The sequence below is a fragment of the Enterobacter cloacae complex sp. 277I4 genome, assembly GCF_050031465.1.
In the GTDB taxonomy this organism is placed as follows: Bacteria; Pseudomonadota; Gammaproteobacteria; order Enterobacterales; family Enterobacteriaceae; genus Enterobacter; species Enterobacter cloacae.
The window spans coordinates 3760729-3775045 of the sequence record NZ_JBLGWC010000001.1 but is presented as its reverse complement, the minus strand read 5'-3'; the positions used below and the strand labels follow the sequence as shown (position 1 = coordinate 3775045).

Annotated in this window: 15 protein-coding genes; 11 read left to right on the top strand and 4 right to left on the bottom strand. The window is 55.4% G+C overall.

Annotated features, from left to right (window positions below; all coding sequences use genetic code 11):
- Position 1: 1 nt before the first annotated feature.
- The 3 genes from qseG to glnB all read left to right on the top strand — a co-directional run bounded on the left by qseG (position 2) and on the right by glnB (position 2482).
- Complete coding sequence (gene qseG / locus ACQG19_RS18345; protein WP_040023388.1) at positions 2-739, top strand: two-component system QseEF-associated lipoprotein QseG; 738 nt, start codon at positions 2-4, stop codon at positions 737-739.
- Positions 726-2063 carry a two-component system response regulator GlrR gene (glrR, locus tag ACQG19_RS18340; RefSeq protein ID WP_013098304.1) on the top strand — a complete coding sequence of 446 codons (1338 nt, stop codon included), beginning with the start codon at positions 726-728 and terminating at the stop codon, positions 2061-2063. Before qseG ends, glrR begins: the two co-directional genes overlap by 14 nt.
- A gap of 80 nt (positions 2064-2143) precedes the next feature.
- Positions 2144-2482 carry a nitrogen regulatory protein P-II gene (gene glnB, locus ACQG19_RS18335; RefSeq protein WP_003860685.1) on the top strand — a complete coding sequence of 113 codons (339 nt, stop codon included), beginning with the start codon at positions 2144-2146 and terminating at the stop codon, positions 2480-2482.
- An 81-nt stretch (positions 2483-2563) separates the two neighbouring features.
- Here the strand turns inward: glnB and hmpA are convergent, their stop codons facing one another.
- Positions 2564-3754 carry an NO-inducible flavohemoprotein gene (hmpA, locus tag ACQG19_RS18330; protein WP_246932005.1) on the bottom strand — a complete coding sequence of 397 codons (1191 nt, stop codon included), beginning with the start codon at positions 3752-3754 and terminating at the stop codon, positions 2564-2566.
- A gap of 303 nt (positions 3755-4057) precedes the next feature.
- On the opposite strand from hmpA, the gene glyA reads away from it, so the two are divergent.
- Positions 4058-5311: a serine hydroxymethyltransferase gene (glyA, locus tag ACQG19_RS18325; RefSeq protein WP_058650752.1), complete on the top strand. Its 1254-nt coding sequence runs from the start codon at positions 4058-4060 to the stop codon at positions 5309-5311.
- A gap of 53 nt (positions 5312-5364) precedes the next feature.
- Here the strand turns inward: glyA and ACQG19_RS18320 are convergent, their stop codons facing one another.
- Positions 5365-5787 carry a DoxX family protein gene (locus ACQG19_RS18320; protein ID WP_013098301.1) on the bottom strand — a complete coding sequence of 141 codons (423 nt, stop codon included), beginning with the start codon at positions 5785-5787 and terminating at the stop codon, positions 5365-5367.
- Between the two features lie 172 nt (positions 5788-5959).
- Between ACQG19_RS18320 and ACQG19_RS18315 the strand changes: the two genes are divergently transcribed.
- Positions 5960-7099, top strand: coding sequence for a 3-phenylpropionate MFS transporter (locus ACQG19_RS18315; protein ID WP_013098300.1), 1140 nt, complete (start codon positions 5960-5962; stop codon positions 7097-7099).
- Here ACQG19_RS18315 and csiE read toward each other — a convergent pair whose 3' ends face one another.
- Positions 7100-8377, bottom strand: coding sequence for a stationary phase inducible protein CsiE (gene csiE / locus ACQG19_RS18310; RefSeq protein WP_246932003.1), 1278 nt, complete (start codon positions 8375-8377; stop codon positions 7100-7102). It lies immediately after the preceding gene.
- A gap of 125 nt (positions 8378-8502) precedes the next feature.
- Between csiE and ACQG19_RS18305 the strand changes: the two genes are divergently transcribed.
- Together ACQG19_RS18305 and ACQG19_RS18300 are read left to right on the top strand one after the other, a co-directional pair.
- Positions 8503-9141, top strand: coding sequence for a DUF1007 family protein (locus tag ACQG19_RS18305; protein ID WP_023620117.1), 639 nt, complete (start codon positions 8503-8505; stop codon positions 9139-9141).
- On the top strand, positions 9132-10112 hold the full coding sequence (locus ACQG19_RS18300) for a nickel/cobalt transporter (RefSeq protein WP_246932001.1): 981 nt from the start codon (positions 9132-9134) through the stop codon (positions 10110-10112). Before ACQG19_RS18305 ends, ACQG19_RS18300 begins: the two co-directional genes overlap by 10 nt.
- A 61-nt stretch (positions 10113-10173) precedes the next feature.
- On the opposite strand, the gene suhB is transcribed toward ACQG19_RS18300, so the two are convergent.
- Positions 10174-10977, bottom strand: coding sequence for an inositol-1-monophosphatase (gene suhB, locus ACQG19_RS18295; RefSeq protein WP_013098296.1), 804 nt, complete (start codon positions 10975-10977; stop codon positions 10174-10176).
- A 131-nt stretch (positions 10978-11108) separates the two neighbouring features.
- On the opposite strand from suhB, the gene trmJ reads away from it, so the two are divergent.
- The 4 genes from trmJ to iscU all read left to right on the top strand — a co-directional run bounded on the left by trmJ (position 11109) and on the right by iscU (position 14305).
- Entirely contained in the window at positions 11109-11834 is a 726-nt protein-coding gene (gene trmJ / locus ACQG19_RS18290; protein WP_013098295.1) for a tRNA (cytosine(32)/uridine(32)-2'-O)-methyltransferase TrmJ, read from the top strand.
- Positions 11835-12070: 236 nt separating this feature from the next.
- Complete coding sequence (gene iscR / locus ACQG19_RS18285) at positions 12071-12562, top strand: Fe-S cluster assembly transcriptional regulator IscR (RefSeq protein ID WP_013098294.1); 492 nt, start codon at positions 12071-12073, stop codon at positions 12560-12562.
- A 117-nt stretch (positions 12563-12679) separates the two neighbouring features.
- Complete coding sequence (gene iscS, locus ACQG19_RS18280) at positions 12680-13894, top strand: cysteine desulfurase (protein WP_003860663.1); 1215 nt, start codon at positions 12680-12682, stop codon at positions 13892-13894.
- Between the two features lie 24 nt (positions 13895-13918).
- Positions 13919-14305, top strand: a complete 387-nt coding sequence (gene iscU, locus ACQG19_RS18275; RefSeq protein ID WP_003860661.1) for a Fe-S cluster assembly scaffold IscU — start codon at positions 13919-13921, stop codon at positions 14303-14305.
- Positions 14306-14317 lie beyond the last annotated feature (12 nt).

Below are 14317 nucleotides of genomic sequence, written 5' to 3'. Positions count from 1 at the left end.
AATGAAGCTATGTCTGGTGAGTATGTCACACGTCTTTTTCCGCGCCATACGCGCGGTGTTTTCCCGTAAAACGTTGCGCCTGAGCCTGCCTTGTTTATTGCTGGCGGGGTGTGTTTCCCATGTGCCAAAAAGTGCCATTAGCGATAAACAGGAAGATAAATGGCCAGAGAATCAGCTGGCAGATTTTCTCTCAACCCGCTGCGACGACATCTGGAACCTGTCGGGGCATGACGTCGAAACCAATCCTCTGTTCTGGCTACGCGGAATAGACTGCGCGCAGCGTCTGGCTCCGGTTGAAGCCCGCTCAAAAGCGGCGATGCTGGACGACGATACCTGGCAGGACGCCTTCAAGCGCGGAATATTGCTTGGGGATGCCAAAATTACCCCTGTCGAACGACGCACGAACGTCACGCGGCTCGACAACTTTGTGGCATATCTTCCCGCTCAGGTACGCCCTGTTTATCAGCTCTGGCGCGATGGGCAGACATTACAACTTCAGCTGTCTGAAGAGCGCTCCCGTTACAGCAAGCTACAACAGTCAACCGACAGCGAGCTGGATACCCTGCGTCAACAGCAACAACATTTGCGTACGCAACTGGATACCACGACCCGTAAGCTGGAGAACCTGACCGATATCGAAAGACAGCTCTCGTCGCGTAAATATCAGCCTGGGAGTTCATCTGCTGCACCGGACAGCGATACACCGAAACAAGAGGATGTGAAGCATGACGAGCCGTAAACCTGCCCATCTCCTGCTGGTGGATGACGATCCCGGTTTGCTCAAGTTGTTGGGAATGCGTCTGGTCAGTGAAGGCTACAGCGTCGTGACGGCTGAAAGCGGGCTGGAGGGGCTGAAAATTCTCGCCCGGGAGAAAATTGACCTGGTGATAAGCGACCTGCGGATGGATGAAATGGATGGCCTGCAGTTGTTCGCAGAGATCCAGAAGCAGCAGCCGGGCATGCCGGTGATTATCCTGACGGCGCACGGCTCGATCCCGGATGCCGTCGCGGCGACACAGCAGGGGGTTTTCAGCTTCCTGACCAAGCCGGTGGACAAAGACGCGCTGTATAAGGCCATCGACAGTGCGCTGGAACATGCTGCCCCGTCGAGCGATGAGGCGTGGCGGGAGCCTATTGTCACGCGTAGCCCCATCATGCTGCGTCTGCTGGAACAGGCCCGGATGGTGGCGCAGTCTGACGTCAGCGTCCTGATTAACGGGCAGAGTGGCACCGGGAAAGAGATCCTGGCACAGGCCATCCATAATGCCAGCCCACGCAGCAAAAACGCCTTTATTGCCATTAACTGCGGCGCACTGCCTGAACAACTGCTCGAATCTGAACTGTTCGGCCACGCCCGCGGTGCGTTCACCGGTGCAGTCAGCAGTCGGGAAGGCCTATTCCAGGCGGCGGAAGGCGGTACGCTTTTCCTGGACGAGATTGGCGACATGCCTGCACCGCTGCAGGTCAAATTACTGCGCGTGCTGCAGGAGCGAAAAGTGCGCCCGTTGGGCAGCAACCGCGATATCGACATTAACGTGCGCATCATCTCCGCCACGCACCGTGATTTACCGAAGGTGATGGCGCGCAATGAGTTTCGTGAAGATCTCTACTACCGCCTGAACGTCGTGAACCTGAAAATTCCGGCGCTGGCCGAGCGTGCGGAAGATATCCCTTTGCTGGCGAATCACCTGCTGCGCCAGTCTGCGGATCGCCACAAACCGTTTGTGCGGGCGTTTTCCACCGATGCGATGAAGCGGCTGATGGCCGCAAGCTGGCCGGGAAACGTGCGTCAGCTGGTCAACGTGATAGAGCAGTGCGTGGCGCTGACGTCGTCACCTGTCATCAGTGACGCGCTGGTCGAGCAGGCGCTGGAAGGCGAGAACACGGCACTGCCGACGTTTGCCGAAGCGCGTAACCAGTTCGAGCTAAACTATCTGCGTAAGCTGTTGCAGATCACCAAAGGTAACGTGACCCACGCGGCACGCATGGCCGGACGCAACCGCACCGAGTTCTATAAGCTGCTGTCACGCCATGAACTGGAAGCCAACGATTTTAAAGAGTAGTACCGCAAACTTCGAATGAATATGATACTGTGAGCAATCGATTACGACGCAGCTTACAGGCAAGAGTTTAAGGACCCACCATGAAAAAGATTGATGCGATTATTAAACCTTTCAAACTGGATGATGTACGTGAAGCGCTGGCGGAAGTGGGCATCACCGGTATGACCGTGACCGAGGTGAAAGGTTTTGGTCGTCAGAAGGGCCACACCGAGCTTTACCGTGGTGCAGAGTACATGGTGGACTTTCTGCCGAAAGTGAAAATTGAAATCGTGGTAAGCGACGATATTGTCGATACCTGTGTGGATACCATTATCCGTACGGCGCAAACGGGTAAAATTGGCGACGGTAAAATCTTCGTCTTTGACGTGGCGCGCGTCATCCGTATCCGTACCGGCGAAGAAGACGACGCTGCGATTTAACATTGTCAGCGGTTTTGCAGACCGGGTCAGGCGCAGCCGCCATCCGGCAAAAAAAGCCCCTCGTTCGAGGGGCTTTTTGTATTACAGCACTTTATGCGGTCCAAAACATTCGTAATGGATGTTGTCTTTATTGACGCCCAGTTCAACCAGCTGTTTCGCGGCATACTGCATAAACGCCACCGGACCGCAGACGTAGAACTGCATCTCCGGCGCGCTGAACGCACCTTCATGCTGGCGTAAATCCATCAACCCTTCGCTGTCAAAGCGGGCCGCTGTACGATCGGCATCCGTTGGCAGACGATACCAGGTGTGCGCGGTGAAACGCGGCAGGATAGCACCCAGCGTTTTCACCTCATCAGCAAAGGCGTGCACATCCCCGTTTTCAGCGGCGTGGAACCAGTTAACCTGCGCGCTGTGGCTGGATTTCGCCAGCGTGTCCAGCATCGCCAGCATTGGCGTTTGACCCACACCCGCAGAGATCAGCGTCACCGGGGTATTTGCCTCAACGGCCATAAAGAAATCGCCCGCCGGCGCAGCCAGATGAACCACGTCGCCCACGCTGGCTTCGTTATGCAGCCAGCTGGAAACCTGACCGCCGTCCTCGCGTTTCACCGCAATACGGTAGCCTTTGCCGTTTGGCTTACGGGTGAGGGAGTACTGGCGGATCTCCTGATGCGGGAAACCTTCAGGCTTCAGCCAGACGCCGAGATACTGCCCCGGCTGATAATCGGCAACGGGTTGACCATCCACCGGCTCGAACTCAAAACTGGTAATCAGCGCGCTACGCGGCGTTTTCTCAACAATGCGAAAGGCGCGGGTCCCTTCCCAGCCACCGTTCTTGCTGGCGTTTTCGCTGTAGATCTGCGCTTCACGGTTGATAAAGACATTTGCCAGCACGCCGTAAGCTTTGCCCCAGGCGTCCAGTTCCTCCTGACCCGGGCTGAACATCTCGTCCAGCGTCGCCAGCAGGTGACCGCCCACAATGTTGTACTGCTCGGGTTTGATTTGGAAACTGGTATGCTTCTGCGCGATTTTCTCCACCGCAGGCAGCAGGGCTGGCAGATTTTCAATGTTGCTGGCGTAGGCCGCGATGGCATTGAAAAGCGCTTCCCGCTGATCGCCGTTACGCTGGTTACTCATGTTGAAAATCTCTTTCAACTCCGGGTTGTGCGCGAACATGCGGTCGTAGAAATGAGCGGTGAGCTTAGGGCCTGTCTCCACCAGCAGGGGAATGGTGGCTTTAACGGTAGCGATGGTTTGAGCGTCGAGCATGAGCGCGTCCTTCTGATGTGAACTTAATGATGTATTTTAAATGCATCTTATAAAAATAACCCTGCGATGTAAATGGTTCTTTGCGAGATGAAATATATGCATCACAAACCTGAAAAGAAATCCGTTGAAAATGACGAGGGCTTTATTCCTCAAACCCTTGCGTGGCGTGAAGGAAAACGTTTGCGTAAAATCGTTTGTCAAGACCTGTTATCACAGAACTATTCAGTTATACTGTTGCCCGTCGTCCAACAGGACTGCCTTTTCAGGCCAAATTTTACTTGTTAGCTGAGTCAGGAGATGCGGATGTTAAAGCGTGAAATGAACATTGCCGATTATGATGCCGAACTGTGGCAGGCTATGGAGCAGGAAAAAGTACGTCAGGAAGAGCACATCGAACTGATCGCCTCCGAGAACTACACCAGCCCGCGCGTCATGCAGGCGCAGGGTTCTCAGCTGACCAACAAATATGCTGAAGGTTATCCGGGCAAGCGCTACTACGGCGGTTGCGAGTACGTTGATATCGTTGAGCAACTGGCGATTGACCGTGCGAAAGAACTCTTCGGCGCTGACTACGCTAACGTCCAGCCGCACTCCGGCTCTCAGGCAAACTTCGCGGTCTACACCGCGCTGCTGCAGCCGGGCGATACCGTTCTGGGTATGAACCTGGCGCAGGGCGGTCACCTGACTCACGGCTCCCCGGTAAACTTCTCTGGCAAACTGTACAACATCATCCCTTACGGTATTGATGAGTCAGGCAAAATTGACTACGAAGACATGGCGAAGCAGGCTAAAGAGCACAAGCCGAAGATGATCATCGGTGGTTTCTCTGCTTACTCCGGTATCGTTGACTGGGCAAAAATGCGTGAAATCGCAGACAGCATCGGTGCTTACCTGTTCGTGGATATGGCGCACGTTGCCGGTCTTATCGCCGCAGGCGTTTACCCGAACCCGGTTCCTCATGCTCACGTTGTGACCACCACCACGCACAAAACCCTGGCGGGTCCACGCGGTGGCCTGATCCTGGCGAAAGGTGGCGATGAAGAGCTGTACAAAAAACTGAACTCCGCTGTGTTCCCAAGCGCACAGGGCGGCCCGCTGATGCACGTGATCGCGGCAAAAGCCGTCGCGCTGAAAGAAGCGATGGAGCCAGAGTTCAAAGTCTACCAGCAGCAGGTTGCCAAAAACGCCAAAGCGATGGTGGAAGTGTTCCTGGACCGTGGTTACAAAGTGGTGTCCGGCGGTACTGAAAACCACCTGTTCCTGCTGGATCTGGTTGATAAGAACCTGACCGGTAAAGAAGCTGACGCCGCCCTGGGCCGCGCCAACATCACCGTGAACAAAAACAGCGTACCAAACGATCCGAAGAGTCCGTTCGTGACCTCCGGTATCCGTATCGGTTCTCCGGCTGTTACTCGCCGCGGTTTCAAAGAAGCGGAAGTGAAAGAGCTGGCTGGCTGGATGTGTGACGTTCTGGACAATATCAATGACGAAGCGGTTATTGAGCGCGTAAAAGCGAAAGTTCTGGATATCTGCGCACGCTTCCCGGTATACGCATAATTCTTCTGCTTAGCAGAAATAAAAAGGCCGCGTTTGCGGCCTTTTTTTATGTCTTAACGTCGGTCGAGGGATATTGCTCCCGGTCCCACAATGGCCAGCAGGATAAATGCGCCCGCAATACTGACGTTCTTGTAGAAATTAATCATATTCGGCACAACCGCATCCCCGGTCATGTCCCAGTAATGGTGACCAATAACTGCCGTGCCCAGCGTGTAGAACACAAACAGTACGGCGAGAGGGCGGGTGAAAAAGCCCAGCACGATCAGGATGGCGGCAGGGACTTCCATCACCACGGCGATAATGGCCGCCAGCATGGGCATTGGCGCGCCAAGCGACGTCATATATTGTACGGTGCCGTTAAACCCCGTCAGTTTTGGATAGCCGAAGATAATAAAGAGTACGACAAGCGCGATACGGGCAATCAACAACAACAGGTGGCGTGACTGACCGAAATCGAAATAGCGAAGTGAGTTCATGGCAGAAAACCTCTGCAAGTGGAGTAATTTAAACGTAATACACATTTTCGTTCCCTGCCATAAGCCAGACGATTGCACTGAATGTTAATTTTTCGTTAATTTATAGCAGGCTATCTACTTGCTTAATTTTTATATTCTCGCCAGACTATGGCCTCCATTTCGGGAGGGATTCATGGTCTTGCATTCCACGCGCTGGCTGGCGCTCAGCTATTTCACCTATTTCTTTAGTTACGGTATTTTTCTGCCTTTCTGGAGCGTCTGGCTCAAGGGAATTGGCCTTACTCCGGAAACCATCGGTGTCCTGCTGGGGGCGGGGCTGGTGGCGCGTTTCCTTGGCAGCCTGCTGATTGCACCGCGCGTCAGCGATCCCTCCTTACTCATCAAAGCGGTGCGTATTCTTGCCTTGTTAACGCTGGTCTTTGTGGCCTGCTTCTGGGTTAGCCATCAGTTTGCCTGGCTGATGGTGGTGATGGTCGGCTTTAACCTGTTCTTCTCCCCGCTGGTTCCCCTGACGGACGCCCTGGCAAACACCTGGCAAAAGCAGATCACCATGGACTACGGTCGCGTGCGCCTGTGGGGCTCCATTGCGTTTGTGATTGGCTCTGCGCTGGTGGGGAAACTGGTCAGTCTTTACGATTACCGCGCCATTCTTGCCCTGTTAAGCATCGGTATCGCCTCGATGTTGCTGGGCATGCTGCTGCGACCGTCAGTCATGCCGCAAGGCGAAAGCCGCCATCAGGAAAGCGCAGGCTGGCCCGCCTGGCGAAGCCTGGTGGCGCAAAGCTGGCGTTTTCTGGCCTGCGTCTGCCTGCTTCAGGGGGCGCACGCGGCGTATTACGGCTTCAGCGCCATTTACTGGCAGGGCGCCGGTTACTCTGCCTCTGCCGTGGGCTACCTGTGGTCGCTTGGCGTGGTGGCCGAAGTGATTATCTTTGCGCTCAGCAAGAAACTGTTCCGCCGCTTCGGCGCGCGCGACCTGCTGCTGCTCTCCGCCGTGTGTGGCGTGGCGCGGTGGGGCATTATGGGCTGGACGACCGAACTGCCCTGGCTGATCGTGGCGCAAATTCTGCACTGCGGCACCTTTACCGTCTGCCATCTGGCGGCCATGCGCTATATCGCCGCGCGTGAAGGCGGGGATGTGATTCGCTTGCAGGCGGTCTATTCTGCGGTGGCGATGGGCGGCAGCATTGCCGTGATGACGGTCTTTGCGGGCTTCCTGTATCAACATCTGGGACACGGCGTGTTCTGGGTAATGGCACTGGTCGCGCTACCGGCGATGTTTATTCGCCCGAAAGTGGCCGCGCGCGCCTGACTACGATTCCAGCATAGCGCGAATATGTTCTTGCTGCTGTGCGTTCAGCGATTCCACGGCGTGGATCAGCGGCGGCGAGAACAGGGGCAGGGCGGTGGGGTAGGGGGTAATGACCAGCGCCGCTTCGCGCGGAGCCCCCTCTTTCTGAAAAGCCTGCAGCGTCAGATAACGAATATTGAGCGGCAGCAGCGTTAGTTCGCGCAGCTGCTGTTCAATCACCTCTTCACAGGATTTATCCTCTCCGGTTAATAACACCACCTGTTTTTCGTGCAGATCGGTCTCCTGCATCAGCCAGGCGCCAAAAATCACCGCCACCAGACTCATCTCTTCATCAGAAAAACGCAGGCCAAACTCCGCCTCCAGCTCAAACAACGCCTCCTTGGTGGTGCGTAACAGACGGGGATAAAGGCGATGGATCTCTTCTGGCAGGCTGTTGTCGATGCCGATCTCAAACAGCGACCGGTCCAGCGCCTGTGCCAGATGAACGTAGAGCTGATCGGTCAGCCCTTGTTCATCGCTGAAGTTCATTCCTGTCTGGGCGCGAAAACGGGCAATCATCCGCACGATGGCCCGGCGCAGACGCTGATCCTGCTGATGTTTATCGAGCACCGGATCGGGCGTGCGCAGCATCATAAACAGCAGCGCGAGGAACAGTTGTTCGTCGCTGTGGGTGCCCTGCGGCACGCGGCGTTTCCAGTGACGCACAATTTCCTGCGCCGTAAAGTATTCCCCTCGCGACTGTGTCCAGCTGCGCTGAATGGGGGAAAACTGCGGCGTATTGCCCTGGTGATGCTGGATCAAACAATACTGCAAGAAGAGCTGTAAAAACTGCACGTCACGGCAGTCAAAGGGGCGCTGTAGCTTTCGCGAACAGAAGCTGATCAACGCCCGCAGATTCGTATCGTCATAAAGCGGACGCGCGATGCCCTGCTGTTTAAGCGCGGTTTTAAGCGCCGGGGTAAACTGTTGCGAAACAAAATGTGGGCACAGGCGGAGCGCCCTGCGCAGCCAGTGCAGCAGACATAAACGCTGATTCAGGACCGTGCCTTCAATCCGGTAGCTGCCGTCATGGTGCGTGACAATGTCCAGCCGGTGATAGCGCTGGATTTCATCGCGCGTCTCGGCTATATCTTGCCGTGCCATGGCGTCGTCCACGCCGTTGGTTGCGATTATGCTCTGTGCGGTGACGGCAGCATCGGGCAGGTAAAGCATCAAAAGCACCTGGCAGCGGCGCTGCGAACTGGAAAGCACAGATGGAATTTCAAGCGTTGTCATCATCTGTTGGGTATCCAGTGTGAATGTCTGGTAAGAATAGCTAAAGGATCGACGCTGAAAAGCGTACCGGCAGCCCTTTCACTCAGGATTGCTGGCGAACATCACAGAATTTTTGACGTGAGGAATTGATGCAAACAGTTAAACACAGCGCGATGGCGTTATTTTTGGCGGTTATCACTTTCACCGCCGGCGCGCATCCTCACAGTTTTATCAGTCTCAAAACCGAGCTGGTGACTGACGGAACCCAGTTGAGCGGCCTGAAAATGCGCTGGACGATGGATGAAATCACCTCGGCCGATCTCCTGTATGACGCGGGAAATGCAAAGCCAGGCGATGAGATCTGGAAAAAGCTGGCGGCGGAGGTGATGGCCAACGTGCTGGGACAGCACTACTTCACCGAGTTCTGGCATAACGGACAAAAGGTGAAGTTTATGAATCGCCCGACGGAGTACGGCATGTCGCGCGACGGTCATCAGGCGGTGCTGACGTTTGTTCTCCCGCTGGCGCATCCTCAGCCGCTGGCAGGACAGACGTATACCTTTTCCACCTTCGACCCCACCTATTACGTCGATATGAGCTATGCGAAGGAGAGTGACGTGACGCTACCGACTACCCTGCAAAAATCCTGCAAACTCGCTGTTCATACGCCAAAACCCAGCGAAGAGACGCTCAACTTCGCCGTCTCTCTGGATAAAGAGGATGCCCCTCCTGAAGATATGGAACTGGGTAAACAGTTTGCACAGCAGGTGACGTTACAATGTCAGTGATCGCCTCTTCCGCCCGCAAACCACGTCGCTGGCTTCATCTCTGGCCGCTGGCGCTTTTTTTATTGTTGGCCGTGTGCGGCGCGCTGTGGTTATGGCAGGCCTGGCCGCAGGTTATGATGAAAAGCATTCTCTGGCAGCGTGACGTTAACCAGCAGATGAGTGGACTACTCAAGGCGGTGGCGGATAACCCAACAAAAGCAGGTGGTTCCCTGCTGGCATTCAGTTTTGTCTACGGGGTGCTGCATGCGCTGGGGCCGGGGCACGGCAAGATTGTGATCGCTACCTGGCTTGCCACCCATCCCTCGAAGCTGAAATCGAGCATCGGTCTGACACTGGCCTCTTCGCTGCTGCAGGGCGGCGTCGCTATCGGGCTGGTAGTGGTCGTCCTCTCGCTGTTACAGCTTCCCGCTCGTCAGCTGCACCTGAGCAGTTTCTGGCTGGAGAAGGGAAGTTATGCGCTGGTGGGCGTGCTGGGGGTGATCCTCTGCTGGCGGGCGCTGAAAAAACTGCGCGTACTGCTGCAAAAGCCAACCTTCAAATCCTTTACGCCACATCATGTCCATGATGCCCACTGCGGCTGCGGACATCAGCATCTGCCTACGCAGGCGCAGTTGCAGAGCGGCGACGACTGGCGTGCGCGGGTGATGATTGTTCTTTCAATGGGGATGCGACCATGTTCAGGCGCGATCATGGTGCTGCTGTTCAGCAAAGTGATTGGCGTATTCGGCTGGGGCATGCTCTCTGCGCTGGCTATGGCGGCAGGAACGTCCCTGACCATTTCGTCACTGGCATTACTGGTTCACAGCTTCCGTCAACTGGCGGTAAAACTCAGCGGCAATAAGACGCCGGTGCTGTGGCGACAGGTAGGCTGGACGACGCTCGCGCTGGCGGGCGGGGTGATTCTGCTGGTAGCGGCGGTGACGATGTGGATGAGTGCGATGCCGGTGGGAAGGGGATTGCGGCCGTTTTAGTAGGGTGCGGTCTGATGCCCTCACCCTGACCCTCTCCCACAGGGAGAGGGAATTACCGGGATTAACGCTTCAGCGCATCGCTCAGTTCATCACGCATGTTTGCCAGCATGGCTTTAACAACGCGTGGGTTACCTGCAACGATGTTGCCGGTAGACATATAGTTATGGCCGCCGGTGAAATCGCATACCAGTGCGCCTGCTTCACGCGCGATCAGCTCGCCCGCAGCAAAGTCCCACGGCTTAAGCGCCAGTTCGAAGTAACCGTCAACGCGGCCGGTCGCCACGTAGGCCAGATCCAACGCGGCAGAGCCGGTGCGACGGAAGTCCGCGCATTCGGTGAACAGTTTGCCGAGGATATTCATGTAGGTGGTTGCGTGCTGTTTCGCCTTGAACGGGAAACCGGTCGCCAGAATGGTGCCGTCCAGATCGCGTGCATTGCTGCAGCGCAGACGGTAACCGTTCAGCTGCGCGCCCTGACCGCGGGTAGCGGTGAACAGTTCGTTACGCATTGGATCATAAACAACGGCAACTTCAGTACGGCCTTTAATGCGTACTGCGATAGACACAGAGAAGTGTGGCAGGCGTTTAACGAAGTTGGTGGTGCCATCCAGTGGATCGATAACCCATTGAACATCCTGATCGGTACCTTCATGTTCACCGCTTTCTTCGGTGATGATGGTGTGCTGTGGGTAAGATTTGCGGATCGTTTCGATAATAATCGCTTCTGCGGCTTTATCGACGTTAGTCACGAAATCATTGCTGCCTTTCTGGCTGGTTTCTACGGAGTCTGGCGTTTCGTAGTGTTTGGCAATTACATTACCCGCCTTGCGCGCTGCGCGCACGGCGATGGTCAGCATCGGATGCATCGGTCTCTCTCACTGGATGTTAAAGAACAGGAAAATCGGCGCAGAGTATAGCAGCGGGATCGGAATATGTCTCTCGTTTATGATAATATGCCCGAATATTCTTTAGACACTGAATTCAGACATCCAAAACTATGCTGCAAAACATTCGAATCGTGCTGGTCGAAACATCGCATACCGGCAATATGGGCTCCGTTGCCCGCGCTATGAAAACCATGGGCTTAACGAATCTGTGGCTGGTTAATCCGCTGGTGAAACCGGACTCTCAGGCCATCGCACTGGCCGCCGGTGCCAGCGACGTGATTGGCAACGCGCAAATTGTTGATACCCTGGACGAAGCGCTGGCGGGTTGCAGTCTGGTCGTCGGTACCAGCGCGCGTTCCCGTACGCTGCCGTGGCCAATGCTCGACCCGCGCGAATGCGGCCTGAAAAGTGTCTCAGAAGCGGAACAGGCGCCTGTGGCGCTGGTGTTTGGGCGTGAGCGCGTCGGCCTGACCAATGACGAACTGCAGAAGTGCCATTACCACGTCGCAATTGCGGCGAACCCGGAATACAGCTCGCTGAACCTGGCGATGGCGGTACAGGTCATTGCCTACGAAGTGCGGATGGCCTGGCTGGCGACCCAGGAGAAAGTGGCAGAACCGAAAGAAGAGACCGCCTATCCGCTGGTGGACGATCTGGAGCGCTTCTATGGTCACCTGGAGCAGACGCTGCTCTCTACCGGTTTTATCCGCGAAGGCCATCCGGGGCAGGTGATGAATAAGCTGCGTCGTCTGTTCACCCGTGCGCGTCCGGAAAGCCAGGAGCTGAACATCCTGCGTGGGATTCTGGCGTCGATTGAGCAGAAGAATAAAGAGTAGTGTCGTCTGTTCGCCGGGTGGCGCTGCGCTTACCCGGCCTACAAAACCCGTAGGCCCGTGCAAGCGCAGCGCCGCCGGGCAAAAGAATACGGCACGGAAGGTTAAATACCTGACTAAAACAGTCAAGTAAATAGTTGACCAATTTAGTCAGGAATGTCAGACTTGGCCCTGCTATGCAATACCCCATTTTACTATAAAAAACCCCGGGCAGGGGCGAGTTTGAGGTTAAGTAAGACATGAGACTGACATCTAAAGGGCGTTATGCCGTAACCGCGATGCTGGACGTTGCGCTCAACTCCGAAGCGGGCCCGGTTCCGTTGGCTGATATTTCTGAACGACAAGGGATCTCCCTCTCTTATCTGGAACAGCTGTTCTCCAGACTGCGTAAAAATGGACTGGTTTCCAGCGTTCGTGGCCCAGGCGGCGGTTATCTGCTGGGTAAAGACGCGGGCAGTATTGCGGTTGGCGAAGTCATTAGTGCGGTTGACGAATCCGTTGACGCGACCCGTTGCCAGGGTAAAGGTGGCTGCCAGGGCGGCGATAAGTGCCTGACCCACGCGCTGTGGCGCGATCTGAGCGACCGCCTGACCGGCTTCCTGAACAACATCACCCTTGGTGAACTGGTGAATAACCAGGAAGTTCTGGATGTATCGGGCCGTCAGCACAGCCAGGAATCTCAACGCAGCACCCGTGCGCAGGACGCTATCGACGTTAAATTACGCGCGTAATAAAAAGATAAGTATTTCAGAATCAGGCCGGGGCGAAGCTGCCCCGTGTACTCGGTCGTACATCCAGCCGGTTGCCTGATTCCTTGCATTGAAGCGATGTACGGAGTTTATAGAGCAATGAAATTACCGATTTATCTCGACTACTCCGCAACCACGCCGGTGGACCCGCGTGTTGCCGAGAAAATGATGCAGTGTCTGACCCTGGACGGAAACTTTGGTAACCCAGCTTCCCGTTCACACCGTTTTGGCTGGCATGCTGAAGAGGCGGTAGATATCGCCCGTAATCAGATTGCTGACCTGGTGGGTGCCGACCCGCGTGAGATTGTGTTCACCTCCGGTGCGACTGAATCCGACAACCTGGCGATCAAAGGTGCAGCCAACTTTTATCAGAAAAAAGGCAAGCACATCATCACCAGCAAAACCGAACATAAAGCTGTGCTGGACACCTGCCGTCAGCTCGAGCGTGAAGGCTTTGAAGTCACTTACCTGGCGCCACAGAGCAACGGTATTATTGACCTGAAAGAGCTCGAAGCGGCGATGCGTGATGACACCATCCTGGTTTCCATCATGCATGTAAACAACGAAATCGGCGTGGTGCAGGATATCGCGACCATCGGCGAAATGTGCCGCGCCCGCGGTATCATCTACCACGTGGACGCGACTCAGAGCGTGGGCAAACTGCCAATCGACCTGAGCCAGCTGAAAGTCGACCTGATGTCCTTCTCCGGCCACAAAATCTATGGCCCGAAAGGCATTGGCGCGCTGTACGTTCGTCGTAAGCCACGTATCCGCATTGAAGCGCAGATGCACGGTGGCGGTCATGAGCGCGGCATGCGTTCCGGTACGCTGCCTGTTCACCAGATTGTGGGCATGGGCGAAGCTTACCGCATTGCGAAAGAAGAGATGGAAACCGAGATGGCGCGCCTGCGCACGCTCCGTAACCGTCTGTGGGACGGCGTGAAAGATATGGAAGAAGTGTATCTGAACGGCGATCTCGAGCAGGGCGCACCCAACATCCTCAACGTGAGCTTCAACTATGTTGAAGGCGAATCGCTGATCATGGCGCTGAAAGACCTGGCGGTCTCTTCCGGTTCTGCCTGTACGTCTGCAAGCCTGGAGCCATCCTACGTGCTGCGCGCGCTGGGTATGACTGACGAGCTGGCACACAGCTCTATCCGTTTCTCTTTAGGTCGTTTCACTACCGAAGAAGAGATTGACTACACCATCAAGCTGGTTCGCAACTCCATCGGCCGTCTGCGTGACCTTTCTCCACTGTGGGAAATGTTCAAGCAGGGCGTGGATCTGAACAGCATTGAATGGTCACATCACTAATCGGTACATAAGGAGAATTCAATCATGGCATACAGCGAAAAAGTTATCGATCATTACGAGAACCCGCGCAACGTTGGCTCTTTTGACAACAGCGACGAGAGCGTAGGTAGCGGTATGGTTGGCGCGCCAGCCTGTGGCGACGTGATGAAGTTGCAGATTAAAGTCAACAATGAAGGTATCATTGAAGACGCGCGCTTCAAGACCTACGGCTGCGGTTCTGCTATCGCGTCCAGCTCCCTGGTCACCGAGTGGGTGAAGGGCAAGTCTCTGGACGAGGCACAGGCAATCAAGAACACGGATATTGCTGAAGAACTCGAACTGCCACCGGTGAAAATTCACTGTTCTATCCTGGCAGAAGACGCGATCAAAGCCGCCATTGCGGATTACAAAAGCAAACGTGAAGCAAAATAATTGAGGTTTGAG